Raw genomic sequence first — 25,934 nt, 5'->3', positions numbered from 1 at the left:
GGTACGGCACCTGCAGGAGGGGTTAAGGAAGATGAACGAACAGATAACAGCCAGGGAATGTGTGAAAGCTTTTTGCTGCGCCTGGTTTGAACGACGAAGTATGGAGGAGACCATTGCTTTTTTCGCAGATGACATCATGTTTATCGGTACCGGTGAGGGGGAAGCGGCCCATGGTAAGAAAGAGATGACTGAGTATATTGCTCAGGACATCCGGGAAATACCGGAACCGTTCGCGGTGGGAGTCACGATCGTTCACGAGCAGCGGCTTGGAGAGGATCTCTGGAATTTCTCCATTGGCCTGACGCTTAAAAACACTTTGTATTCCTGGCTGCTGCGCGGTTTCTTCATTCTGATGAGGGAGCACGGTGTGTGGCTGGTTAAGAGCCTTCATTTTGCAGAACCCAGCGACAAGCAGGGGGACGAGGAACACTATCCGCAGACGCTTGTCATGGAGAACATCGCAAAACAGCGTCAGAAGCTGCTGGACGATTCTCTGCCGGGCGGCATGATGGGCGGATACATAGAGGAAGGATTTCCTTTTTATTTTATCAACCGGCGGATGCTGGATTATCTGGGCTATGAGAATGATGAGGCCTTTATTCGGGATATCGGCGGAATGATTACCAACTGCATGCATCCGGAGGACCGGGAGCGGGTGGACCGCGAGGTGGCCGATCAGATAGCGGTCTCCGGGGAGTATGTGACCGAGTACCGGATGAAGAAGCACGACGGCTCCTATATCTGGGTTCACGACCAGGGCCGCGAGGTGACGGCGGAAGACGGCAGACCTGCGATCATGTCGGTCTGCGTCGATGTCACCGCCCAGAAACAGGCCAGGGAAGAGGTCCTGAATCTTTATAACAACATTCCAGGCGCCGTGTTCCGGTGCCGTTTTGACGCGGAGTTTTCTGTGATTGACGCCAATGACGGTCTGTTTGAATTCCTGGGCTATTCCAGAGAGGAATTCGCGGCTATGGGAAATACCATGGCTCCCGTCATTTACCCTGATGACCTGGAGATTATGGCGGACCGGCTGAACCGGCAGCTGACCCACGGCAACACGATCCACAACGAGAACCGGCTGATCTGTAAGGACGGAACGGTGAAGTGGATATCCATCAAGGCCCAGCTGCTGAAGGAAGAGGGAAGTGAACAGTATTTTTACTGCGTTTTCGTGGATATAACGGAGGAAAAGCTTCTGCAGGACCGTATGAGGGAGCTGTACGAGAAGGAACTGACCTATTTCGCGGAGATGTCATCCTCGGACGGCAGCATCCAGGGACGTATGAACGTCACGCAAAACCGGGTGGAGAGCTACCTGTCCACCTCGGATATCATCCTGACCCATACGGGAACTTCCTACGATGAGACGATTGAGAGTCTGGCCTCCTGTGCCGTGGACGCTGCATATGGAGAGGAACTCCGCTGGGCGCTGAGGCGGGAGAAGCTGCTGGAAGAGTATGCGGCCGGAAAGTCGGATTATCATTATGAGTTCCTGTGCAGATATAACGGCGGCACCTTCTGGGGGAGCATGAACTTCAAGTCCTGCTTAAACCCGGAGACCGGCGATATTATCGTTTTCTTTTACGTCCTGGATATTACGGAGCAGAAGCTGACGGAGCGCCTGCTCAAGAGAATTGCGGAGCTGGATTATGACAGCATTACGGATGTCGATATCCGGCGGAATACGTACCAGCAGGTTTCTTTCAACAGTTCGGAGAAGAATCTGATTCCGTGGCAGGGAGAATTCCAGAAAGAGATCACCAAGATTGCGGAACAGTTTATGGACAGCGCGGCGAAAAAGGAGTACTTAAGCCAATTGGACAGCGAATATATGAAGGAGATGCTAAAGGATCAGAACACATACTCCTTTGTGGCGGAGATGCGGGATGAGTACGGCAATGTGCGGGTCAAGCGGTTTAAAGTGTTCTATATCAGCAGAGAATTGGGGCGGATCTGCATCGTGCGCACCGATGTGACGGATATTGTGCGGGGCGAACAGCGTCAGAAGGAGGAACTGGCGGCTGCGCTGGCCGCCGCGGAGCAGGCTAATGCAGCCAAGAGCGATTTCCTTTCCAGGATGAGCCATGAGATCAGGACGCCTATGAACGCCATTATCGGCATGAGCACCATTGCAGCCAAATCCATCGGGGACGACGAGCAGGTAGCCGACTGTATCTCCAAAATCGGCATTTCCTCCCGCTTTCTGCTGTCGCTGATCAATGATATTCTGGACATGAGCCGGATCGAAAGCGGAAAGATGCTGCTGAAGAACGAGAAAATTCCCATGGAAGAATTTCTCTGCGGAATCAATTCCATCTGTTTTCCGCAGGCAGCCTCGAAGGAGGTTGACTACGAGTGCATTGTGGACCCGGTTCTGGACGATTACTACATTGGCGACGCCATGAAGCTGCAGCAGGTTCTGATCAATATTTTGAATAATGCGATCAAATTTACCGGCGAAAGCGGGAAAGTTACCCTCTCCGCGTCTCAGCGGAGCAGAATGAAGAACGATGCCGTCCTGCGCTTTATCATCAACGATACTGGCATCGGTATGAGCGAGGAGTTCCTGCCCCATATCTTTGAGCCGTTTACCCAGGAGTCCATTGGCACTACCGCCTTATACGGAGGCACGGGCCTGGGGATGGCGATTTCCAAGAGTATTGTGGATATGATGGATGGCAAGATCACGGTGCGCTCCATCAAGGGTATTGGCACGGAGTTTACCGTGGATGTGAAACTGGGGATTACGGAGGAGGAGAAGCTGCGCCATAACCAGAAGAAGCAGAATTTTAATTTCTCCCACTTAAAGACGCTGGTCGTGGATGACGATGTGGCTGTCTGTGAGAGCGCCGTCGTGACGCTTCATGAGATGGGAATCAAGGCTGAATGGGTGGACAGCGGGCGCAAGGCCGTGGACAGAATCCGAGAATGCTGGGGCCGGGGCGCCTATTACGATATGGTCCTGATCGACTGGAAGATGCCGGAGATGGACGGAATTGAGACGGCGAGACAGATCAGGCAGATTGTGGGGCCTGATGTTACGATCATTATCATGACCGCCTACGACTGGAGTTCCATCGAGCATGAGGCAAAGCTGGCCGGGGTCAATCTACTGATGAGCAAGCCCATGTTCAAGTCTTCCCTGGTGTCCGCATTTTCAAGGGCGCTGGGAGAGAAGGATGAGCAGGAACAGGTAACCGCAGGCTTTAATTTCGATTTTTCCGGGAAACGCGTGCTTCTGGTGGAAGACAATGCGATCAACACCGAGGTGGCGGCTCTTCTGCTCACGGATCAGGGCTTCGAGGTGGATACGGCGGAAAACGGACTGCGTGCGCTGGAGATATTCAGCAAAACGGAGCCTGGCTATTATGACGCCATACTCATGGATATCCGGATGCCGATCATGGACGGATTGTCGGCCACGGTCAATATCCGTCATTTGAGCAATCTGGATGCCAGGGATATTCCGATTATTGCCATGACTGCCAATGCCTTTGACGACGATATCGAAAAGAGCCGGGCGGCGGGGATGAATGCTCACCTGGCCAAGCCCATAGAGCCGGAACGGCTGTATCAGACACTGTATGATTTTATCTTTGGAAAGGAGGAGTGACACAGATGCGTGAAGACTCTCTCTCCATGAATCAGCCGGCTCCTCCGGAGCCTGAACGGACATCCTGCGTCGAGGAAACGATGCAGGATGTTTTCGATGCGGTTCAGGGCGGTCTTTCGGTCTACCATGTCGCCGGAAAACAGTTTGTGCCCTCTTTTTTCCCGGATGTGCTTGGCCTCATCTGCGACTGGGACAGGGACCGGGTGATGGAGGCGGTAAGTGCGGCTTATGACAGCGGCAAATTATTGGACCTTTCATGCAGGATCAGGCAGAAGAACGGAGATTCTGTGTGGATTCGCCTGAATGGACGGCGGGCAGCAGGCAAGGATAAATTTTGTATTGTGTATACAGTCATGTCCGCAGAGAACCGTCTGCTGCAGCAGATTGCGGATGAGACGGCGGACGGAATCTATGTGATTGACAGGGAGACGTACGAGCTTCTCTATGCCAATGAATCAGGCCGGTTTCGCGGGGAAGAGCGGGGCAGAGTCGGGCGGACGTGTTATGCCGCCCTGTACGGCAGAACATCACCCTGCGAGTTCTGTACGCTTACCAGCCATGAGCCGGATGGAACGTCTCATATCATGGAGACGGGAGAGACGGGGCGGTTTTACAGCACCCATTTCCGCGAAATTGACTGGAATGGAAGGACGGCCATTGTAAAATACGTCCGGGATGTCACTGAGGAAGTAACCAACAGGAGAGAACGGGAACGTCTGGAGCAGTATTTCCAGACGGTTTTAAAGCATCTTCCGGGCGGTATCGTGGTGGTTCATTATGAGAAGGACGGGACGCTGAAGCCGGAATTTATCTCCGAGGGCTTTGCAGACATGACGGATATGACGCTGGAGGACGCGTGGCAGCTGTATGAGACGGATGCCCTGGCCGGTGTCCATCCGGATGACAGAGTCCGGGTGAACGCGCAGATGGAGGCGTACGTCGGGGGAAATGACCGGAACGGTGAGATCGTGTACCGCCTGAAAAAGGGCAGCGGCGGTTATGTCTGGATAAAGAACAGCCTGACCATGAACCGTGACAGCGAGGAGAAGCGGATTTATTCGGTTCTGCGGGATATGACGGGGGAACTGGAGGAGAAGGAGCTGATCCGGAAGCAGTACAAGGATGTGATTCTTCAGCATTACCATACGCAGGATTCCAACGCCCTGATCGTGGGGCACTGCAACATTACGCAGAACAGAATTCTGGAAATCATCGATTATACGGGAGTGAACCCGCTAAAACTGTTTGGAAGCGTGCGGGAGGAGTTCTTTACCGGAATAGGCACTCTGATAGTTGATGAGGAAGAGAGACGCAAATTCTATGGGATATATCTGAATGAGCCGTCTCTTGCCGCGTTTAGGCGAAAAGATTTTGAGCAGTGTATGGAGTGCTTCGTCCAGATTCCGGGAGAGGCGACGGGCCGGTACGTGCAGATTATGATGACTCTGGTGGATACGCCGGACAGCAGCGATGTCACCGGCATCCTTGCGATCACCGATATCACCGATCAGACGATTAACGACCGGATTCTGCATCGGCTTACCACCGCCAGCTATGACTTTGTCGTGGATATTAACCTGACGGCAGACTATTACCGGGTACTTACGCAAAATGACAGCATTTTATGTGTTCCGCCGCCCCAGGGAAGCTATTTGGAGTGGACCTCCTGGGTGCAGAACTCTGGCGTTATGGCACCGAGAGACCGGGAGCGGTATAAGCACAACATGAATCCGGAGTATGTGATAAAAAAACTGCAGTCAGGGCCTTATTCCTTCACCTTCTCCCTTGTGGACCAAGACGGGGATATCCGCACAAAAAGTATAACTCTGTCCCCGGTCGACCTCCGTCTTGGAAGGATCTGTCTTACGAGAACGGATATTACGGATTCTGTCAGGGAGCAGCAGGGAATGCTGCGTCTGATCGCCTATACCTTTGAACTGGCCGGATTTATCAATCTGGCCAGCAGGAGCCTTACTATGTATACTAGGGCGACGGTTCTGGAAAATCTTCCTCCCGTCTATTCCGAATGCTATGAGGAGGCAATTCTGGGATTTATCGATCAATGCATCACCGAGGAAAATGAGGCAGAGGTCCGCGCCCGATTCCGCATCCATACGATTCTGGAAGGTCTTCGGGAGAAGCCGGACGGATACGATTTCCTTCTTTCGTACCATACGGATGAGGGGGAGAGGTATAAACAGATCACCGTCATGTGGAGCGATGTCAATCACTCGACGGTAGGACTGGTGAGGGCGGATGTGACGGATACGCTGACCGCCGAGAGGAAGTCCAAGAAGGCGCTGGAAGACGCTCTGGCCCTCGCGGAAGAGGCAAACCGGGCAAAGAGCGACTTCCTTTCCACCATGAGCCACGATATCCGCACGCCCATGAATGCGGTGATGGGCATGACTGCTCTGGCGATCGCCCATTTAGGGGACCGGGAAAGGGTGGCGGACTGCCTGCAGAAGATATCTATTTCCTCCAGGCATCTGTTAAGCCTGATCAATGATATTCTGGATATGAATAAGATCGAACGTTCCCAGATTACGCTGAACCGCATGAAGATATCCTTAAACGAGCTGCTGGCGCAGATGTCTGCGATGATGGCGCCTCAGGCCAGGGTGGCGGGGCTTCAGTTTGCAGTCCATATGGAAGAAGTCAGACATAAGTATTTTTACGGCGATTCCCTGCGGTTAAATCAGATTCTGATCAATATTCTGGGAAATGCGGTGAAGTATACGCCGGTAGGCGGAAGCGTGGAGTTCCGGCTGACAGAGATTTCTCCAGTCGAGCCTTTGGCAAATGAGGCCGGCCGCGCCCGCTATCTCTTTACAATCAGCGATACGGGGGTTGGCATGTCGGAAACGTTTCTTGCCTGCATGTTTGAACCGTTTATGCGCAATGAGAGTACGGAACGCATCGAGGGAACGGGCCTGGGGCTCAGCATTACGAAGGGGCTGATTGACCTGATGGGAGGCAGGATCCAGGCAGAAAGCCAGGTGGGCAGAGGAAGCTGTTTTAAAATAGAATTGGAATTCGACTGCCTGGACGCGGAGGATGAGGCCGCGGCGGCGGAGGCTGAAAGGAAGACGGAGCCAGAGGCGGCCGGGTGGAATGCATTTTCGCCTGCTGACGGTGATACGTTTGCCGGCTGCCTCTTTCTGGTGGCCGAGGATAATGCGATTAACGCGGAAATTCTCTGCGAGCTTCTCGCCATGAGCGGCGCCAGGACTGTGGTAACGACCGACGGAAAACAGGCGGTACGCGCGTTTATGGAGTCGGAACCCTATACATACAGCGCAGTTCTGATGGATGTCCAGATGCCGGGGATGAACGGATATGACGCGACCAGAGCGATCCGCAGCATGGAGCGGGAGGACGCGGCAGCCATTCCGATTATTGCGATGACGGCCAATGCATTTGCCGAGGACATACAAGCTGCAGCGGCGGCGGGAATGAACGCCCACGTGGCAAAGCCTGTTGATATGGCAGTGCTTCGGGAGACCCTTTTGAGGACACTTAAGAAAAAGACAGTTTGGGAGGCAGAGGATAGTGATAGAGAATCAAAAGACCGTTTTATTTGAGCAGATGCCAGTGCCGAAGGCGGTTATGAAACTGGCAGTTCCGACCGTTTTAAGTTCCCTGGTTATGGTCATTTACAACCTGGCGGACACGTATTTCGTCGGAATGATGAACAATCCGGTGCAGAACGCGGCGGTTACGCTGGCGGCCCCGGTGCTGCTGGCATTTAATGCGGTCAACAATCTGTTTGGCGTCGGCAGTTCCAGCATGATGAGCCGCGCTCTGGGACGGAAGGATTACGAAACGGTCCGCCAGAGCTCAGCCTTTGGCTTCTACTGCGCGCTGTTTTTCGGCTTCCTGCTGTCCTTCGCCTGTACCGTGTTTCACCAGCCGCTGCTGACGCTTTTAGGCGCGGATGCGAACACGGCGCAGGCTACGGCGGAGTATTTAAAATGGACCGTGTCTTTCGGCGCGGCGCCTGCGATCCTGAACGTGGTTATGGCATATCTGGTGAGATCGGAGGGCGCATCGCTCCATGCCAGTATCGGAACCATGAGCGGATGTCTGTTAAATATAATCCTCGATCCCATATTTATTCTCCCGTGGGGACTGAACATGGGGGCGGCCGGAGCGGGTCTTGCCACCTTTTTATCCAACTGTGTGGCCTGCATCTATTTTTTTGTCCTGCTTTACGTGCGCAGATCGAATACCTTTATCTGCATCCTTCCGAAGAATTTCCGACTGAAGAAGGCGATTATTCTCGGCGTGTGCGGTGTGGGAATCCCGGCGGCTATCCAGAACCTGTTTAATGTGACGGGGATGACGATTTTGAATAATTTCACCTCTTCCTTTGGGGCCGATGCAGTGGCGGCCATGGGAATCGCTCAGAAAATCAATATGGTGCCCGTGCAGATCGCCCTCGGCTTTTCCCAGGGCATCATGCCGCTGGTCAGCTACTGCTATGCCAGCGGTAACAGGAAGCGGATGAAGGAGGCAATCCTCTTTACGGTGAAGACGCTGCTTCCCTTCCTGTTCTGCGTCTCTCTGTTCTATTATATTGGGGCGGGCAGCCTGACCAGGGCATTTATGAACAATGAGGCCATTATCGCCTATGGAACAAGATTTCTACGCGGCTTTTGCCTGGCACTTCCGTTTCTCTGTATGGATTTCCTGGCAGTCGGCGTATTTCAGGCGGTTGGAATGGGAAAAGCGGCGCTTACCTTCGCCGTACTACGAAAGATTATCCTGGAGATTCCGGCACTCTATGCGCTCAATTACTTATTCCCGCTTTACGGTCTGGCGTACGCCCAGTTCACGGCGGAATTCGTGCTGGCAATCGCGGCCGTGTGGATGCTGACACGCATCTTTAGAAGAATGCGGGAAGGCGGAGTGTCGGTGGGATAGAGTATGGCTGAGAAACCAGTTCCGCTCCGCCTCAGCGCTTCGGGCGGTATATGATCTCATTGACGGTGTAAACCGTGACAAATGCATTTTTATCCGTTTTCATAATATAGGACATCAGCATGGCGTATTCATTTTTATCGACAATGGTGATGATCTCTTTTTTCGGCTGGTTGTCGTAGGCTCCGACTGCTTCATAGATGGTGGCGCCGCTGTGGAGATGGTGCAGGATGAAGTCCCTGATTTCTTCCTCGCGCTTCGAGATGATGCACACCCGTTTCTTTAAGTTGAAGCCGAAGATGAAATGATCCAGCGCGATCCCGTTTAAATACGTTCCCAGCACGCTCAGCACCACGATTTTCTTATCGTAGACCAGGGCGGAGGACAGTGCGACGCACATGCCGGCAAGGGACATGGCCTTTCCCAAGTCCATGTGAAAGTATTTATTCAGAAATTTTGCAACGATATCCAGGCCGCCGGATGACGCATTTCGGTTAAACAGCATGGCGAGTCCGATGCTGACCACGAAGATGTAACAGAGCATGTCCAGAAACGCATCGTTTGTAATCGATTGATTGTTCGGGAAAAGCAGTTCAAACACACCCAGCATTACAGGGAGCAGAAGCGAGGTATAGACGGTCTTTGCGCCGAATTCCCTGCCGATAAACAGAAATCCCAGGATCAGAAGGAAGATATTTAAGACAAGGGTGATGGCCGATATGTTCAGCGGAATAAAGTTGCCCAGAACGATGGCCAGACCGGAGATGCTTCCTACCGACGTGTGGCTGGGGATCAGAAAGAAAAACACGGCAGCCGCCACGATGATGGTGGCAAAGGTTATAATTAAGAATTCCCGGATTGCTTCCCATTTTTTCATATGGAACCTCCAATAAAATTAGTGAATTTCTCCGCGGCGCGCCATCGGCCGTGAGGAGTTCTGTCTCGTATTGTAGCATAAGGAAACCTTTCTTGCGAGAGCAAAATGCAGTAAAATTATAAAAACAGGGGGCCGGCTGCCTCCTGTTTTCAATTGCTGCAGCAATTGAAAAGGTACCTTCATTTTCTCCTTGACATTTTACAAAGGTACCTTTATAATACAAAAAGAAGGTACCTTAGCATTTGACTGTTGAAAGGAGGGAGTACCATGTCAACAATAATAATCGGTCTGCTTTTATTTGCAATGGCGGTCTGTGCGCTGAGACTTTCTGCCTTGCGTCTGGCAGGTGGCTGCTGCGGCGGGTCTGGTCAGCCGTACATTCCTAAAGTGAAGGTTCGGGACCGTAATCGGTTCCATTATCCATACCATACGAGTTTAAAAGTATCCGGAATGTCGTCCGGCAACAGCGCGGTCTGTGTGGAGAATGCGTTAAACAGCATGGAGGGAATATGGGCAAAGGTGAATCTGCTTAATGAAAAGGTCAGCATTTATATGAAACAGGAGGTGGACGAGGCGGCGCTTCGGATTGTCCTCAAGGACGCGGGCTATGCAGTCAGCAGGGAAACGGAATATGGAGCAGCGGAGCTTTGATCAAACGAAGACAGGGATGAGAGGAGAAAGACGATGAAACAGAATGCGCACGAACTGATGGAGCGGTTAATGCGGATGCAGTGGCTGCTCAACCGGTATTTTCACCGGAATTTAAGAGATCGCGGCGTTCCCTACAGCGGGCAGGGAAGGGTGCTCAAGGTATTGAAGATAAAACCGGAGATTCCCCAGAAGGAGCTGTCGGAGATTCTGGGAATGAGACCTCAGTCCATTGGGGAACTGCTGTCCAAGCTGGAGAAGAAGGGCTTTATCACGCGGACGCCGTCACCGAATGACAGACGGGTTATAATCGTTCACTTGACGGAGAAGGGGGCCGGCGCAGAGGAGAGCGAGAACAGCCAGCCCGGTCCCGACGATATCTTTGGCTGCCTTTCCGAGGAAGAGCAGAGTACATTTAAGGAGTATTTAGACCGCATGATTGACGATCTGGAGGAACGCTGCGGTGAATGCGGCGAACGGAGACGGCGCGATCGGTTCTTTCGCGGCTGACAGTTTATTTTGCAGTTACCATTTTACTTTTCATACCAATATTGAACAGGAGGCAGATATTCCTATGGCACTGACGATGTCACGTGAAAATTATTTGAAGATTATTTATATCCTGAAGAAGGCGAACGGGGAGGTCCGGTCCATTGATATTGCAAATTATATGGAGCTGTCAAAACCCAGTGTCTGCGCGGCGGTGAAGCAGCTGCAGGCGCAGGGCTACATTACAAAGGATGGGAACGGGATCATCGATCTTACGGAGAGCGGCAGAGCGGAGGCCGAAGAGGTGTTTGAGAGACACTGTTTCTTCGAGGAAAAGCTGATTGCCGTCGGCGTTTCCCCGGAGCAGGCGCATGCAGATGCCGCCAGGCTGGAGCACGCAGTCAGCAATGAGAGTTTTCAAGCTCTGAAAAAGGCAGGCCTGCCCGCAGGCAGCTAAATATGCACAATGAGACATAGAAAATATGCACAATGAAATTAAAATAGTGTCATACCATGGTTTCTGTGCTATACTGGTCATGTGTCAATTTACTTACGATTATTAGGAGATAGCTGCATGAAGAGAGATGTCATACGAAAGAACAGTCAGGAGGCTGAGCTCTTTCCCTTCGCGCCGATTCGCAGACGCTTTCTCATATTCTGTATTGTATGTGTCCTGGCGGTTATGTTCAGCGGCGCATATCTTACGGTCCGAAGGATGAGGCAATCCGCGGAGGCCGCGTATCAAAGCGCTTCTGCACAGATATCGCAGAAGGTAGGGGAGTCCATAAAGCTGCTGACTTCACTGGCGGCGCTGCCGGAATTTTATGATCCGGACGTTCCGTGGGAGTCTAAGACGGAGAAGCTTGATGAGATCAATCGATATTTTGGGTATATGTTCATCTGCTATGTGGATGAGGACATCGAGGTCTATACTCTGGGAGAGGAAGCCGCCAGCCTGGCCAGCCGTGAATATATGCAGACGCTTTATTCGACCAGGGAGATTCAGGTGACGGATGGCTTCGTCGCAGGGGCGGATGGCAAGACTTTGAATTATACGGTGGCGGTGCCTCTGATTCAGGATGACATTATGACCGGCAGTCTGTTCTGCTCCATCTATTTTGACGATACAGTTAATCTGTTAAAGCAGTCCGCAGCGGCCAATGGGACAGAGGCTGTCCTGATCGGTTCCAAGGGCCAGATTATGTCATCCACCAGCGGCCTGGCGTTTGGCGCGTCCTATACGGAAATTTTACGTGAGTATAAACTGATCGGACTCACGACGGACAAGCTGGAGACGCTGCTGCTGGCAAGGGATTCCGGTTCTTTCAGAAGCACGAAATCGGGAAATTCGCAATATACCGTGTTTGGGCCGGTTGAGAATACAAATTGGGATATACTTGTAACTGTCGATTTCCTGTCGCTGTTTTCTGCGGAACTGCCATTTCTTCTGCTGGCTGCGCTGTTTCAGGTACTCATTACGCTGATTCTGTATCTGTTCGTTAAAAAGCATATTTTCGGTCAGATGGCGATCACGGAAAAGCTTCTGACCTCGATACATAAAATGGAGAAAAAGCTGTACAGCAATGCAATCGCTCCGGAGAGCGTTGACTATGAGGATATTCTCAAGATGTCCAGCAAGGGGCTGCGGGATGAACTTACAGGCCTCGCAACCAGGACATTTTTCCTGAATCAGCTGGAAAAGCTGCTGCGGGATGGAAACGCTTCCGGAAAGCTGTCTCTCTGCTTTGTAGATCTGGACGATTTGAAGCTGCTGAATGACACGTATGGCCATGAGGCCGGAGATTCCGCGCTGAAGAAGATCGGCTTCATCCTGCGCGGATATGAAAAGAAATATGAGGGCGTTGTAGGCAGGTACGGCGGTGATGAATTTATTCTGATCCTTAAGGATATCGACAGCGTGGAAGAACTGAATGATGTTTTGAGCGAGCTTGTCGAACGGCTGCATTTTACCATTACTGTAAACGGGACGGAGATTCCTGTCCACTGCAGCATGGGAGCGTGTGTCTGGAATCGGAAGGATACATTAAAGACCCTGATTTCAAAGGCGGATAAGGCCCTGTACGATGTGAAACGCCATGGAAAAGGAACGTACTCCCTTTTCCTGAATGGAGAATAATACTATGTTTTTCAAAGACAAAAGAAAGTGGATTCCATTTGGTATCCTGATTGTGCTTGTGATTGGTACTGCCGTGCTGGTACGGAGTGAGATTCAGTCTGCCTCCGTTCAGAAACGGCAGAAGGAGGCGCAGACAACGCTCAGCTTCTTCTATGAAAATCTGTCCGTAAACTTTGAAAGGCTCAATTATGCGAAGTAGCTGTCTTATACCGATCCATACCTTGACAAGGATTTAAAGCTGTTTGAGCAGGTGTCTTTAAGGCTGCTGGCGGAATATTCCGCCATTGAGGCGATCGCTTACTTTGAAGGGGATACGTTGACGGCGGTATATCCGAAGGAGGAATACGGGCAAGTTGTGGGAAAAGAACTTCGGGAGTTTTCCTACAGCTATACTCTGGCAAAAGTGATAAAAGACGGCGTGATAGAGGGACCGGAGCAGCTGGGAGTCAATCAAAAGGACGTATTCCTTTTTCTTTATCCCGTGATTGAGGAAAATGAGTATAAGGGAGAAATCGCGGCGGCCCTCGACCGGGACTACGTGATCTCACAGATGGGACTCGGCTTTCTGGAGGATGCAGGTTATGATTACGAGCTCTGGAGAGTCAATTCCATGGGGGAGAATAAGAACGTAATCGCCGTATCTGACTCGTCGATTGATTTTTCCGATGCAGTGAAATTTACGTTCAGTCTTCCGGCTGTATGGACGCTCAGTATCATACCCAAGGAAGGCTGGTTTTCTGTAAAACAACGTGCGGCCGCCAATGTCTGCTGCGGTGCGGTTGCGCTTCTCGTCATAGCGCTGGTTATGCTTGCGTGGCGGATCACGGAGCAGAAACGGGAGCTCTACAAAGCTGGCTATACAGAGCCGGACAGCGGTCTGTACACCGTCGAAGGCTTCTGCGATTTCGTTGACCGCCGGATTGGGAGAAGGCCGCAGACCAGTCTCTGTGTGCTCTATGTCCGGCTGTCCAATTTCCGCAGGCTGTCCGGAGCGGCCAGCAGGGAGGAAGTGCTTGCCTACCTTGGCCGGATCCGCGGGAGCATTGGGGAGAATTTTCCTGCCGAAACGCTGGCCGCAAGGCTGGGCGAGGAGGTTATTGCGATCGCTCTGTTTGAAGACAGGGAGAGTGGGGCCGCTGAGGAGATGATCGAGGAGTTTGTTCTGCAGCTGTTCTGGAAGCGGAGCATGAATGGTAAAAAGGAATTCGTGAATCCGGAATTCTGCACGGTGTCTTATCCGGCTGACGGCTCCCATGCGGCTGAGCTTCTAAGGCATGCGGCGGAACGTTTTGAGAGGGAATTTAAAGAGAAAGAACAGATGGTGTGAAGAGAACATACCTGAGAGGAAAACACATGAGAAAAAGGACTGACAGATGGAGGGCAGCAGCGGCCTGTATCGCTCTTTGCGGCGTGCTGACTGCCTGTGGACAGAAGGAAAAGGCACAGGACTTAAAGGAACCGGAAATCACAGCGGAATCGTCAGAGGGCGAAAACGGCGGCGGAAGCGGAAAAGAACCTGAGATTACGATCGAGAACGGGGGCAAAGAGCAGCAGGCAGAAGGTACCCAGGGAGCGGATTCTTCCGGCGCCGGGGAGCATGAATACAGGATCATCAGGGACCAGACGTTTGAGGCGAACTTAAATCCTTTGGGAAAGGTGACATTTGTCTCCTATGAACCGGAGGCAGGGGAGAATTCCACCGCAGATGCACGGTTCGAGCTGAAGGACGGCGATCGGACTGTCACGGTTCTGGATGGCGTATATAAGGATAATAACCGTGAAAAGGAACGGTTTCAAAAGGTGGAGGCGGTGTCCTTCCCCGACTATAACAGCGACGGTTTCAACGATATTATAATCATATGCAGCTATTTACCGTTGTCCGGGACAGAGGCCGGCCGTTCCGAGGTGAGAATCTACAGCGGAAGTGAAAGCGGCGCATTTACCCTGGAAAAGGGGCTGTCGGAGGCAGCCGATTCTGCACTTGCGGAGAAGACGGTTCAATCCGTACTTGGATTTCTGGGAGCGGGAAGGAAGAATGAAGCGTCAGCCGGATGGAAGCAGACGTACATCGATTATCTTCAGGCCCAGGACGGAGAAGAGTGGGTTGGATATCAGCTGATCTATCTCAATGACGACGACATACCAGAACTTGTAAAGATCGGTAACAGTGAGGCGGTGGGCTGTATGATTGCCGCTTACGCCGGCGGCTCTGTCGTTGAAAACCAGCTGAACCGGCTGTATTTCAGCTATATTGAGAAGGGAAACCTTCTCTGCAATTCTGAGGGAAATATGGACAGCTACTATGACCTGGTATACACCATGGCAGACGGTCAGTTATCCCTGGTCGCCAGCGGTTACTATGGGGCAAAGGACAATTCAAAGCTTGAATTCGACGAAAACGGGGATGTGGTCTACCAGTATGAATGGAACGGCACGCTGATGTCCCGTGAAGAATACAGCCAGGCATTAAACGCAGTCTATGATACCTCGAAGGCCAGGGATGGGTATGTGTGGGAGCAGTATCTTTCCAGAGAGCAGGCCATTCAGAAAATCAGCGAAATGCAGCAGTGACATTGCAAAGATGGAATGACTGTGGTAAAATATAGAAAAATTCTGTAAGAAAGAGGGGCGTCAATGATGAATAAAAACGTATTGGATTATGTTGTTGAGAAAACAAACGATTTAATAGGTGCATCGACATGCAGTGAAGAGACAAGGGCAGCGGCCCAGGCCTGGCTCGATGCGGTTGGAACTGACCGGGAAGCGGAAGAAAACAGAAAGTATGTGGAGGAACTGGAAGCGGATATTATGCCGATTGACAGCCTGATCGGTTTTGCAGAATCCGAGCACGGTGCTCAGGTCTTCGGAGTGGATAAGGCGAAGGATGTCGCGGCTCATGCAAGAGAGATCAAAGCAGCCGGAGCAAAGTACTGTGATTGTCCGGCCTGTGCGGCAGTAGAGGCAATTCTGGATAAGAAGGATATTCTTCTGGGCTAGGAGAAACGAAGAAACGGAATACTTAACAGGGCATCGGTCAGTAATGACCGGTGCCTTTTACCACATGAACAATACAGGTTTAGAAAGCGGATTGTATGGAGCTTAAATTAGAATTTGACAGCCAGTCCTGCGGTGTGTCTCTCTTCCTTCCGGAAGGAACAAAACCGGATAAAAAAGCCGTGGATGAGTTGAGAAGTATGATGCAGATGGAACGTACCGTGGAGCGTATGAAGGCGGAGGGAGGCTTTTTTGAGAATCCGGACAGCTCAGTGAGAAGGGCCGCTGTGACTCCGGATTTTCACAAGGGCGCAGGCATTCCCATCGGCACGGTACTGATGACGGAGGGATTTGTCATTCCCCAGGCTATGGGCAATGACATTAACTGCGGGATGCGGCTGTATACCACGGATTTGAAGGAGGAAGAACTGGAATGCAGCCTGTCCTCCTTGCTGCCGGAGGTCCGCCGCATCTTTTTTGAAGGCGGCCGCGGTATTGTTATGAATGGAATTCAGAGGGAAGCCATGCTGAAAGATGGCCTTACTGGCCTGCTTGAGACCTTAGGAGAGGCGGTTGGAAAAGGAATATGGAGATTTTACAACCGGGAAGAACAGGAAAAGGAACTGGAGTACACCGCATTTCGCGGAAGCCTGAAGGCCGGCGATACGGAAGGCTTGGGAGATTTTACCGGAGATCCCCATACCCTGTCCTATGACGATCAGATCGGCTCCATAGGAGGCGGAAATCATTTCGTGGAAATGCAGCGCGTGGCAGAGATCTATGACGGGCAGACCGCCAACGCCTGGGGAATCAGGAAGGGAGCGGTCCTTATTATGATACATACCGGTTCTCTGACGATCGGCCATCAGAGCGGCAGGATCAACCAGATAATAACGAAGGGACTGTACCCGAAAAGCATTCCCCATCCGGACAATGGGATATACCTATTGCCGGAAAGAGGCGGAATGGACAGGGAATGGCGCCGTTTCCGCGATACGACCCGCAATGCCGCCAATTTTGGATTTGCCAACCGGCTGTTTCTGGGGCTGATGCTTCAGAACGCCGTTGAAAATACGGTGCGCGCCTTTGAGATGAAGCTTCTGTACGACTCGCCCCATAATTTTATCTGGGAGAGAGAGGCAGAAGGCCGGAAGTATTACATTCACAGAAAGGGCGCCTGTTCGGCCAGAGGCATGGAAGAGATGGAGGAAACCCCCTTCGCCTATTACGGGGAACCGGTGATGATTCCAGGATCCATGGGAAGCTCCAGCTATCTCCTCAAAGGTATGGGGAATCCGGATGCGCTGTGGAGTGCAAGCCATGGGGCGGGCCGAAGGCTGTCCAGAGGGGATGCGATCCATGGCAGCGATGAGGAATTCCAGGAGTTTATGAAGAAATTTCACGTTGTAACGCCCATCGATCCAAACAGGAGCGATTTGAAGGGGCGGAGCGATATCCTGAAGAAATGGGAGGAATCCATACGTTCTGAGGCTCCCTACGCTTATAAGGATATCGACCAGGTGGTGAAGGTCCATGAGGACCACGATATGGCCGGGCTGGTGGCAAGAATGGAGCCGTTGTTTACGGTAAAGGCATAAGGATTGTGAACAGATTTAACGGCGAAGTGATCAGAAGCTACGAGGTGGAAAGCACAGCCGATGAGATTTGGATTACAGAGAGAGTCAACAATCTCTTATTTCAGAAGAAGTGTTAAAGTGACAGAAGAAAAAACAGATGAATGAACAGAAGAAAGACGGCAGAAAGACATTGGAAAGGTAATAGACAGATCATGATAAACAGAGAAGATATGCTGGAACTGACAAGGCGTATGACCCTTGCAAGAACATCCTTCACGAGGATCGCGGGCTGTTATGTGGACAGGGACGGAGATTTTGAGGGGAGTTTCAATACGAATTTTCTGAAAATATCCGCGCCGGAGAGGACGAAAAAACTGAAGCTGGCAAAGGAAATCCCTTTTTCTGCGACAAATGTTAATCTGAAGAAGTACGAGTTTCCCCAGAGCATGCGAAAGCCGGGAAGTATGTGGCAGCTGCTTATGGCCATGAATGAGTGCGGCTTAAAGAACGATGCCCTGATGGACACCTTTTACGACCTGGTCATGGAAAAATACCATAAAAATGCGGCATACGCGATTCTGGTTTTTCATGACCGGTACGATATCCCGGCAAAGGGGTCTGACGGGGAACGGCAGTGGGAGTCGGAGGAAGTGTTTGAATATATGATCTGTGCCATCTGCCCGATGACCGGGGAATATGAGCCGGGAAAACCGGAATGTGGTTTCCTGTTCCCCGCATTTACGGACAGGAGCGGCGATCAGAACCATATTAATATCTTCCAGGCGGATGCCGACCGGCCTCACAGGGAGCTGCTGGAGCTATTAGGGTTGGGATGAGGGCTGGAACTGCCTTTTCAGAACAATGTTAAGGAGTTGGGGAAACTATGTGGGGCGTATGTCTCGATTTTGGAACCGTGCAGGCTGGATTGTTTCAGACTGTCATACAGTATGAGATCAATGATGCAGCAAACTATGAAAATGGAAAAGCGACCATTCTTGCGCCTGTGACGAATCTTACCATAGATGCAGATAAGATTAAGCGGTTGGAGGAAGCGCCGGGCCATCTGTACGGAGAACCGGTTTCTCCCAGGAACCATCCGGAAGTGACTGGCGTTGTCGCAGGTATCTGCTGGCATTTTAAAAGAAACTGTTATTATTACAAAATAGCGGTTGATGGAAAAAGAAAAAGCAGGCGTTATTTTGAGGGTGATTTGAAAGATTAGATTAGAAAAGACCATATTTTCAGGGGATTAAGTAGTTCGGAGCATGAGAAAAGCAGGTATGATAAGTGCCTGCTTTTTATGACTGCAAAAGTGATGTTAGAGAAAGGCCGGGAGCTTAAAATATGGAATGGTATGTGAAGAATCAATTCTTTATCTCTTCAGAGCCAGTTGAACTCTACGGAGTGAACGGCTGGTATGTGGATCTGGAATTCAGCCGCTTCCGGCGCCCGGAAGGAACGGAATTTCAGATAAGAGTGCTGGAACGGCAGGATGTCAGGACGATACCGGTCATTGCGATGACTGCCAATGCGTTCGCAGATGACCGGCAGAAGACTGTGGAATCCGGAATGAACATATGGCGATACTGATTGATATCCCGCAGTTATATCAGACCCTGGACCGATGGCTATAGATGGCTCTCTAAAAATGCAACGCATGCCTGCTCCAGCTGCATCAGTCCCGCCTCTTCTATGGGAAAATGCCCAGCGCCTTTCAGTATGACCGTTTGCTTTTCGCATGCCAGACGTTGATAGAAGAGAAGACTATACTTTAAATCAGTCCAATGATCTTCGGCGGGATGAACCAGAAGAAAGGGACAGGATTTGAAATCTTCGGGTTCTGTTTTTAAAACCGGATTCAGCATGGTGTGGATGAAGGCCAGAGATACCCTGGCTCCGGAAGATTTTTTGTCTTTCATCAGAACCGCGGCAAGCTCTTCATTGTTGACAATCGCTTTCATATTGCCAATCCATTTCATTGGAATTCTGACATGGCCTGCAACTCTTTGCAGTAGCGCCAGAGCGGGCTTGGCGGCTATTCCAACATAGGGATTTTTTGCAGAATGCTTCGTGACTTCCTTGATTCTCTGATCGAGAATACAGGAGGCCATCAGACCGTTAAGCTGGAGGCATTCCGTGGCTGTTTGATAGGCCAGCATGCCGCCTGCGCTGAGTCCGAATAAAAATGTGGGGAGTTGTTTCGTACTTTGATAGTGATTTACAATTTCGGTTCCGACGGAAACCCATGTCTGCCAGGTCACGTTCTTTGAACAACGGGTATACCCATATAATGGCAGATCCGGACAGATCACTTCGAATCCATTTCTCATTAAGGGCAGCGCAAGAGCAGAGAGCATGCGCCCGTTTCCGCCGACTCCATGAAAGAGTATGACTCTTCCTTTGGGGGAAGCAACTTTATAATGATCAATATGGATCTCCATAGTGTCTATGGTTAAATAATATTCTTCGGGCAGTTCCGCTTTCTCCAATCGATTATGAGGCGGCAGATATTCCTGAACCTTTAACCAGGTCCGGTCATTTTGATAGCTGTCCATTCTGTTTATCTCCTTACTGTTTAAATGTCCCACTTGTGGCATTTATGATTTTATATTATAATAAGACTATAGTCAATGAGGGGGAGACATGTTCCTCATATGACATAAAATGTGGCAGGAGACGTCTATGAACATGAAAAAAGAGAATCCCCTTACGGTTCAGTCGAAACAGTGGATATTAGAAGCACTGCTGAAATTAATGGAAGAGAAAGATTATGAGAAGATCACGATCAAAGAGCTGACGGCTCGTGCGGATTTGGACCGGAAGACCTTTTACCGGAATTTCCGTTCCAAAGAAGAGGTGTTATACTTACAGCTTCAGGAACTGTGTGATCTCTATATTCAAATGCTTCAGGATTTGCCGCAGCTTTCAGCCTATTCCGTGACAGAAGCGTACTTATCGCTATGCCGGCAGTACGCCCATTTTTTCATACTGCTGAAGCGGAACAATCTTCTTTTTCTGGTGCTGCAGAAATTTGACGAGTATTTGCCTGCGATCAATGATCTGTTTCTCAGTAATCCCGTGTATAGGGGCAAATCAAAGCTGGAGCTTATCTATCAGGCAGGCGGGTTCTGGAATATCACGATACACTGGATAAACGATGGAATGGAAGAGAGCCCGGAGGAGATGGCGGAGGTGATCAGCAGTATCATGCCGTCACCGTTTAAGTAGACACAGGATCGTAAGAAACAGGAGGACTCGGCCGGAAAACGGCGATGGTTGTTTCCTCCTGTTTTTATTTGGTTTCCGGCCTATTTTTTTCGTACAATCAGAAACAAGCGCTATAGGAACCAAGTGCTGCATGTATTCGAGCGTATTTAGTAATAGCCAGCAGAAGCGGTGATGGCGGCAGTGATTAAAAAGAGTTATAGATAGTGAAAAATTATTTTCACGCATAGTTGAAAACCAATCCAAACCATGGTACGATAAAGAGAGCGATTTCCAACTATGCGCGAAACACTTCTTTAACGAATAGTTAGTGCTAAAAAGCGCTATTTTACATCAATTACATAAAGGAGCCATTTTACATGAAACTTCAACGGCTATACAGTCTCACCCGCCAGGCTATCGACTACTATCATCTGATTGAGGACGGCGACCATATCGCTGTCGGTATATCCGGAGGTAAAGACAGTCTTACTTTATTATATGCTTTACAGGGATTAAAACAATTTTATCCGAAGCAATTTGAATTATCCGCTATTACAGTAGATTTGGGCTTTGGAGATTTTGACTTATCTCCTGTTAAAGAACTCTGTGAGCGATTTTCAGTTCCTTATACGATAGTTTCTACGGAAATCGGAAAAATATTGTTCGACACACGCGAGGAATCCAATCCCTGCGCGCTCTGTGCAAAGTTACGCAAAGGCGCTTTAAATGAAGCGGCCATAAAGCTGGGCTGCAATAAAATTGCTTATGCGCATCATCGTGAGGATCTGATCGAAACCATGTTATTGTCATTAATTTATGAAGGTCGGTTTTACGCATTTTCTCCCAGTACGTATTTGGACCGTACCGGATTAACTGTGATTCGCCCGATGATTTACGTTAAGGAAGCCGATGTAATTGGCTTTAAGAACAAATACAATTTACCGGTATGTAAAAATCCGTGTCCAGTGGACGGCCATACAAAACGGGAATATGTTAAAAAATTAACGAAAACTCTGGAACGGGAAAATCCGGGTGTAAAAGATCGTCTTTTCCATGCGATTGTCGATGGAAATATTGAAGGCTGGCCGGAAATTCTCAGCAAACCCACAACGGAAGTTATAAAAGAATCATGAACAAATCAGGAGGCATCAATCATGAGTACACTCTCCTACCATCAGCAGAGAGATATTGAAAATGTAAAACATTTAAGGGAACTGATCCGGGAACTTCCGCCCTTCTGCGCCGATTTCTTTCGTGGAATCGAGCCGCGCACCTCTTCCAGGACCAGAATTGCCTATGCGTATGATTTAAAAGTATTCTTCGATTTCCTTTTAAAGGAAAACCCTGTGATTGCGAAAATGGATATGAAAGACATCAGTCTGGACCATCTCGACAATTTAAAGCTTGTGGACATGGAAGAATATATGGAGTATTTGAAATACCGTTTTAACGATAAAAATCAGGAAGTCACCAATAAAGAACGCGGAATCATGCGAAAAATTTCTTCGCTGAAGAGCTTCTATAATTATTATTACCGGAATGAACGCCTTGTAAACAATCCGGCGGCTCTGGTACAGCTCCCCAAGCTTCACGAAAAAGAGATTATTCGTCTCGACGTGGACGAAGTCGCTCTTCTGCTGGACGAGGTAGAAAAGGGAGATGCGCTCACGGAGAAACAGAAAAGCTATCACGAGAAGACGAAGCTGCGCGACCTGGCTCTGCTGACGCTGATGCTGGGGACTGGTATTCGTGTGTCGGAGTGCGTTGGCCTGGATATCGATGATATAGACTTTAAAAATGGCGGTATCCGCATTCACAGAAAAGGCGGAAAGGAAGTAACCGTTTATTTCGGCTCTGAGGTTGAAGACGCCCTTAACGATTATCTGGAAGAACGGAAAATGATCATTGCCGAGGAAGGCCACGAATCGGCCCTGTTCCTCTCTCTCCAGAGAAAGAGACTCGCCGTGCGCAGTGTGGAAAATCTGGTGAAAAAATACGCGCGGATCGTGACCCCTTTAAAGAAAATTACGCCGCATAAGCTGCGCAGCACCTATGGAACCAATCTGTATAAAGAGACAAATGACATCTATCTGGTCGCAGATGTGCTGGGACACGCCGACGTTAATACGACGAAAAAGCATTATGCGGCTCTTGAAGATGAACGCCGGCGCAGTGCACGGAATAAAGTACGGCTTCGTGAGGACTGAGAAGAAAGCAGATATAAAAGAATCACAGTAACAACACACTTTTTCTGTATATGATAAAAAAACACTTGACAGAATGATGCGAAGCCATTATGATCAAGCTAGGTAATTTCAGGAACAACAGAAAGAAAATTATAGAAATCAGAGGTCTGAGAGATTGTTTATTAGATTAAGATAGTAAAAACTGTTCGTTATAAGAGATCATGTATAAATTCCATGGCGGCACGGTACCGTATCCATTCGCAGGTACGCTTGTTTTGCATGGTTTATTTATATATGTTTATAACCGGAACAGTTTTTTTTGTGTCTTAGTCTGCCGATTCGGCATGGATACAATCTCTTTTTTTGTACCTGAAATTACCAATATCATGATTAGGAGGTACGCGATGATGTCAGGAATGATATGCTTTTTTATTCGGTTACGATTCAAATGTGTGAATAACAGGATGATAACCCGTTTATAATCAGGCGGTTACAGCCGCGTACTGCACAGAGTCAAATCGATCCGGCTCGCTGCCCGCGGAAATAAATTTGCCGCCTGAAGCTGCGCCGAACCCCTCTCCTTTCCAGGACGGTGAGAAATGGGAACGGCAGCAAGGAGGCTGAACAATATATGAAACAACAGAATGAAACCATAAGACCCCGCGCTCTGATGGCTGGGGTACATTTAAACGAAAACAATGATTTTGAAGTATCTATGAAAGAGCTGCACAATCTGGTGAAGGCCTGCGATATGGATCCGGTGGCCAGAGTCGATCAGAATCTCTCCTGTATTAACGCCGCTTACTATATTGGCTCGGGAAAGGTTGGCGAGATCAGGGAAGCCGTGGAGACGCTCTGCGTGGACTATGTCATTTTCAACGATACCTTATCTCCCTCCCAGCTTAAAAATTTGCAGAGGGAGATCGACGTGCCGGTGTGGGACCGGACCTACCTGATTCTGGAGATATTTTCAAGGAGAGCCAGGACCAAAGAGGCTAAAATGCAGGTGGAATCGGCCAGACTTCAGTATATGCTGCCGAGACTTATAGGACTCAGGGACTCTCTGGGGCGCCAGGGCGGAGCCAGCGGTTCCTTGAGCAACAAGGGATCCGGTGAAAAGCAGATTGAGCTGGACCGGCGAAAAATCGAGGGGCGGATCAGCGAACTGAGGCGCGAACTGGAACGGATGGAGCAGGAACGCGAAGTCCAGAGAAGAAAACGGACCCAGGGAACGTATCCGCAGGCCGCGCTGGTCGGATATACCAACGCAGGCAAATCCACGCTGTTAAACAAACTGGTGGAGCTGTCGAGCGGAAAAGAGGAAAAGATGGTTATGGCGAAGGATATGCTTTTTGCCACGCTGGACACCACCGTTCGAAAGATATCCCTGAGCGGCAGCCAGGATTTCCTGCTCTCCGATACGGTCGGTTTTATCAGCCGTCTTCCCCACAGCCTGGTCAAGGCGTTCCGCTCCACGCTGGATGAGATACGTTATGCGGATCTTCTGCTTCATGTAGTGGATTTTTCGGATGAGCATTACAAAGAACAGATAGAGGTAACAGAGGAAACGCTGAAAGAACTGGGGGCCGGTGATATTCCGAGGATCTATATTATGAACAAGGCCGATTCCGTTATGGAGGAGGAAACGCTCCCTAAAATTTCGGATAACCGGATCTATATGTCGGCGAAATACGGCATCGGAATCCCGGAACTGCTGCGTATGATGGAGCAGATTCTCTTTTCTGAATACCAGGAGGCTCAGTTCCTGATCCCTTATGAGAACGGTAATGTGGTTCACTACTTAAACAGCCGCGCCATGGTTCACAGCCGGGAATTTCAGGAAAATGGAGTCTGCCTGACAGTCAGCTGCCGGGAAGGCGACAGGGAGAAATATAAGCAGTATCTGACGAGATAAGATACTACAACTGCTGCGTTTCTACTTCCATATAACTTGATGGCACCTGCCGATTATGATATACTTTAAATAATTAATAAATCAGAAAGGCGGGAAAAATTATGAAAAAGCTACTAAAATGGGTTTTAATCACGGTAATGATGGCCCTGCTCTGCGTTACGACCGCATTTGCGCAGACGAAGGATCAATCTCCGCTGCGCCTTGGAGGAGGCATTTACGGATCGAGTGATATCACTTGGAACCAGAACGGCTCCCAATGGACCTGTACGATCAACAGGACAGGAGAACCTTTGAAGAATTGCTGGCTTGCTGTATATGAAAAAAATGGAAAGTATGTCGAAGCCGAATGGTATCATTTCGACGAAAACGGCATCATGCAGACCGGCTGGTTCGAAGACGGCGGCTACACCTTTTATTTAAGGCCCAGCGGACGTGTGGTCAAAGGCGAAGGCGTGGAAACCATAGACGGCCGCATGTATGTATTCAGCTATCAACATTACGTCTTGAAGGACAGGAATATCACAATCGACGGCAAGAACTATACCACCGATGAGAATGGCTGTGTCATCTCTGATATCGCGGATAAGACGCTTGAGAACCCTTACCCTTCCGGGCAGGATGATCAGGTCGCCTACTTGAATGCCTACCGGAAGCAAAAGGGCGTTTCCGATTTGGTCTACGACTCTGAATTGACCGGCGTTGCGAAAAAGGCCTACGATTTCGGCGATGGCGTTTCCCTATCCGGGGTCTATTCTCTGGCCTCCGCTACCGGACACAATATCCGCCATATCGCTTATATCCGTGCAACCGCCTCCGATGGAGGAAGCTACGTCTATTTGACGGAGGACGCTGTCGCAGCCGTACAGAATACGTGGTTTACGCGTGTAGGATATTATAAGAGCAACGGAACCATCATGATCATCATGGCAGCCTATGACCGGGAAGAAGCCATGCAGCTCTCTCCGGAAGAGGCTCAGGGTAAGTGGATCAACGAAAATGGCCGCTATAAATACAGGAGAATCGACGGCACCTTTGCCGCCAACTGCTGGGCGAAAACTCCATCAGATGGCAAGTGGTACCATTTCGATGAAAACGGATTCATGGAGACGGGGTGGTTTCAGGATAACGACGGTAAATGGTACTATCTCAGCACCGATACCGGAGAAATGGTGACAAACACGACCATTGACGGATATGTGATCGGCGCAGATGGTGTTATGCAGTAATGGGATGTTGGACGGAACTTCTCTGTTCGGCAGGCAGACCCAGTTATCCCCGCTTAAATCCTCATATAGCTTGAAAAGTACCTGATGTGCAGAATCCGTGTAACCGGTCTGCGGTATCAGGTACTTTTATTAATTGGCT

Annotated in this window: 22 protein-coding genes; 20 read left to right on the top strand and 2 right to left on the bottom strand. The window is 50.0% G+C overall.

Annotation, left to right across the window (positions count from 1 at the left end; genetic code table 11):
- Positions 1-31: 31 nt before the first annotated feature.
- The 3 genes from M1L66_RS16900 to M1L66_RS16890 are packed head-to-tail and all read left to right on the top strand — an operon-like array spanning position 32 to position 8,542.
- Positions 32-3,616 (top strand): response regulator, encoded by a 3,585-nt coding sequence (locus M1L66_RS16900; RefSeq protein WP_187022016.1) that lies wholly within the window; start codon positions 32-34, stop codon positions 3,614-3,616.
- A 5-nt stretch (positions 3,617-3,621) separates the two neighbouring features.
- Complete coding sequence (locus M1L66_RS16895; RefSeq protein ID WP_434687243.1) at positions 3,622-7,200, top strand: ATP-binding protein; 3,579 nt, start codon at positions 3,622-3,624, stop codon at positions 7,198-7,200.
- A gap of 4 nt (positions 7,201-7,204) precedes the next feature.
- Positions 7,205-8,542: an MATE family efflux transporter gene (locus M1L66_RS16890; RefSeq protein ID WP_434694270.1), complete on the top strand. Its 1,338-nt coding sequence runs from the start codon at positions 7,205-7,207 to the stop codon at positions 8,540-8,542.
- Positions 8,543-8,573: 31 nt separating this feature from the next.
- On the opposite strand, the gene M1L66_RS16885 is transcribed toward M1L66_RS16890, so the two are convergent.
- A complete protein-coding gene (locus tag M1L66_RS16885; RefSeq protein WP_434687241.1) occupies positions 8,574-9,416 on the bottom strand; it encodes a YitT family protein in 843 nt (280 codons plus the stop codon).
- A 267-nt stretch (positions 9,417-9,683) separates the two neighbouring features.
- Between M1L66_RS16885 and M1L66_RS16880 the strand changes: the two genes are divergently transcribed.
- From M1L66_RS16880 to M1L66_RS16825, 12 genes are all read left to right on the top strand, one after another.
- Entirely contained in the window at positions 9,684-10,067 is a 384-nt protein-coding gene (locus tag M1L66_RS16880) for a heavy-metal-associated domain-containing protein (protein WP_434687239.1), read from the top strand.
- Between the two features lie 33 nt (positions 10,068-10,100).
- On the top strand, positions 10,101-10,574 hold the full coding sequence (locus tag M1L66_RS16875; protein WP_434687237.1) for a MarR family winged helix-turn-helix transcriptional regulator: 474 nt from the start codon (positions 10,101-10,103) through the stop codon (positions 10,572-10,574).
- The gene (locus tag M1L66_RS16870; protein ID WP_432764185.1) at positions 10,528-11,010 is read left to right on the top strand and encodes a metal-dependent transcriptional regulator; all 483 of its coding nucleotides are present in this window, start codon (positions 10,528-10,530) and stop codon (positions 11,008-11,010) included. Before M1L66_RS16875 ends, M1L66_RS16870 begins: the two co-directional genes overlap by 47 nt.
- A gap of 117 nt (positions 11,011-11,127) precedes the next feature.
- Entirely contained in the window at positions 11,128-12,690 is a 1,563-nt protein-coding gene (locus tag M1L66_RS16865; protein ID WP_434687234.1) for a sensor domain-containing diguanylate cyclase, read from the top strand.
- Positions 12,691-12,694: 4 nt separating this feature from the next.
- The gene (locus M1L66_RS16860; RefSeq protein ID WP_434687232.1) at positions 12,695-12,889 is read left to right on the top strand and encodes a hypothetical protein; all 195 of its coding nucleotides are present in this window, start codon (positions 12,695-12,697) and stop codon (positions 12,887-12,889) included.
- A gap of 51 nt (positions 12,890-12,940) precedes the next feature.
- Positions 12,941-14,017, top strand: a complete 1,077-nt coding sequence (locus M1L66_RS16855; RefSeq protein WP_434687230.1) for a diguanylate cyclase domain-containing protein — start codon at positions 12,941-12,943, stop codon at positions 14,015-14,017.
- 26 nt (positions 14,018-14,043) lie between these two features.
- On the top strand, positions 14,044-15,261 hold the full coding sequence (locus tag M1L66_RS16850; RefSeq protein ID WP_434687228.1) for a hypothetical protein: 1,218 nt from the start codon (positions 14,044-14,046) through the stop codon (positions 15,259-15,261).
- Positions 15,262-15,327: 66 nt separating this feature from the next.
- A complete protein-coding gene (locus tag M1L66_RS16845) occupies positions 15,328-15,687 on the top strand; it encodes a molecular chaperone Hsp90 (protein ID WP_187022209.1) in 360 nt (119 codons plus the stop codon).
- Between the two features lie 95 nt (positions 15,688-15,782).
- Complete coding sequence (locus tag M1L66_RS16840) at positions 15,783-17,282, top strand: RtcB family protein (RefSeq protein ID WP_434687226.1); 1,500 nt, start codon at positions 15,783-15,785, stop codon at positions 17,280-17,282.
- 191 nt (positions 17,283-17,473) lie between these two features.
- Positions 17,474-18,097, top strand: a complete 624-nt coding sequence (locus tag M1L66_RS16835) for a DUF4317 family protein (protein ID WP_038258072.1) — start codon at positions 17,474-17,476, stop codon at positions 18,095-18,097.
- A gap of 47 nt (positions 18,098-18,144) precedes the next feature.
- Complete coding sequence (locus M1L66_RS16830) at positions 18,145-18,483, top strand: hypothetical protein (RefSeq protein WP_434687223.1); 339 nt, start codon at positions 18,145-18,147, stop codon at positions 18,481-18,483.
- Positions 18,484-18,605: 122 nt separating this feature from the next.
- A complete protein-coding gene (locus M1L66_RS16825; RefSeq protein ID WP_434687221.1) occupies positions 18,606-18,851 on the top strand; it encodes a hypothetical protein in 246 nt (81 codons plus the stop codon).
- 38 nt (positions 18,852-18,889) lie between these two features.
- Here the strand turns inward: M1L66_RS16825 and M1L66_RS16820 are convergent, their stop codons facing one another.
- Complete coding sequence (locus tag M1L66_RS16820) at positions 18,890-19,816, bottom strand: alpha/beta hydrolase (protein ID WP_434687219.1); 927 nt, start codon at positions 19,814-19,816, stop codon at positions 18,890-18,892.
- A gap of 127 nt (positions 19,817-19,943) precedes the next feature.
- Here M1L66_RS16820 and M1L66_RS16815 point away from each other — a divergent pair, with 127 nt between their 5' ends.
- The 5 genes from M1L66_RS16815 to M1L66_RS16795 all read left to right on the top strand — a co-directional run bounded on the left by M1L66_RS16815 (position 19,944) and on the right by M1L66_RS16795 (position 25,795).
- Entirely contained in the window at positions 19,944-20,489 is a 546-nt protein-coding gene (locus M1L66_RS16815) for a TetR/AcrR family transcriptional regulator (protein WP_434687217.1), read from the top strand.
- Between the two features lie 356 nt (positions 20,490-20,845).
- Positions 20,846-21,601 (top strand): tRNA lysidine(34) synthetase, encoded by a 756-nt coding sequence (locus M1L66_RS16810; RefSeq protein WP_187022030.1) that lies wholly within the window; start codon positions 20,846-20,848, stop codon positions 21,599-21,601.
- A 21-nt stretch (positions 21,602-21,622) separates the two neighbouring features.
- A complete protein-coding gene (locus M1L66_RS16805; RefSeq protein WP_320930020.1) occupies positions 21,623-22,675 on the top strand; it encodes a tyrosine-type recombinase/integrase in 1,053 nt (350 codons plus the stop codon).
- 610 nt (positions 22,676-23,285) lie between these two features.
- Positions 23,286-24,569 carry a GTPase HflX gene (gene hflX / locus M1L66_RS16800; RefSeq protein WP_187022032.1) on the top strand — a complete coding sequence of 428 codons (1,284 nt, stop codon included), beginning with the start codon at positions 23,286-23,288 and terminating at the stop codon, positions 24,567-24,569.
- 101 nt (positions 24,570-24,670) lie between these two features.
- Complete coding sequence (locus M1L66_RS16795; protein WP_434687214.1) at positions 24,671-25,795, top strand: hypothetical protein; 1,125 nt, start codon at positions 24,671-24,673, stop codon at positions 25,793-25,795.
- Positions 25,796-25,934 lie beyond the last annotated feature (139 nt).

It is taken from the genome of Hungatella sp. SB206, assembly GCF_051132295.1.
Classification (GTDB): Bacteria; Bacillota; Clostridia; order Lachnospirales; family Lachnospiraceae; genus Hungatella; species Hungatella effluvii.
The sequence above is the reverse complement of the archived record's forward strand: the minus strand, read 5'-3'. Positions and strand labels throughout refer to the sequence as shown.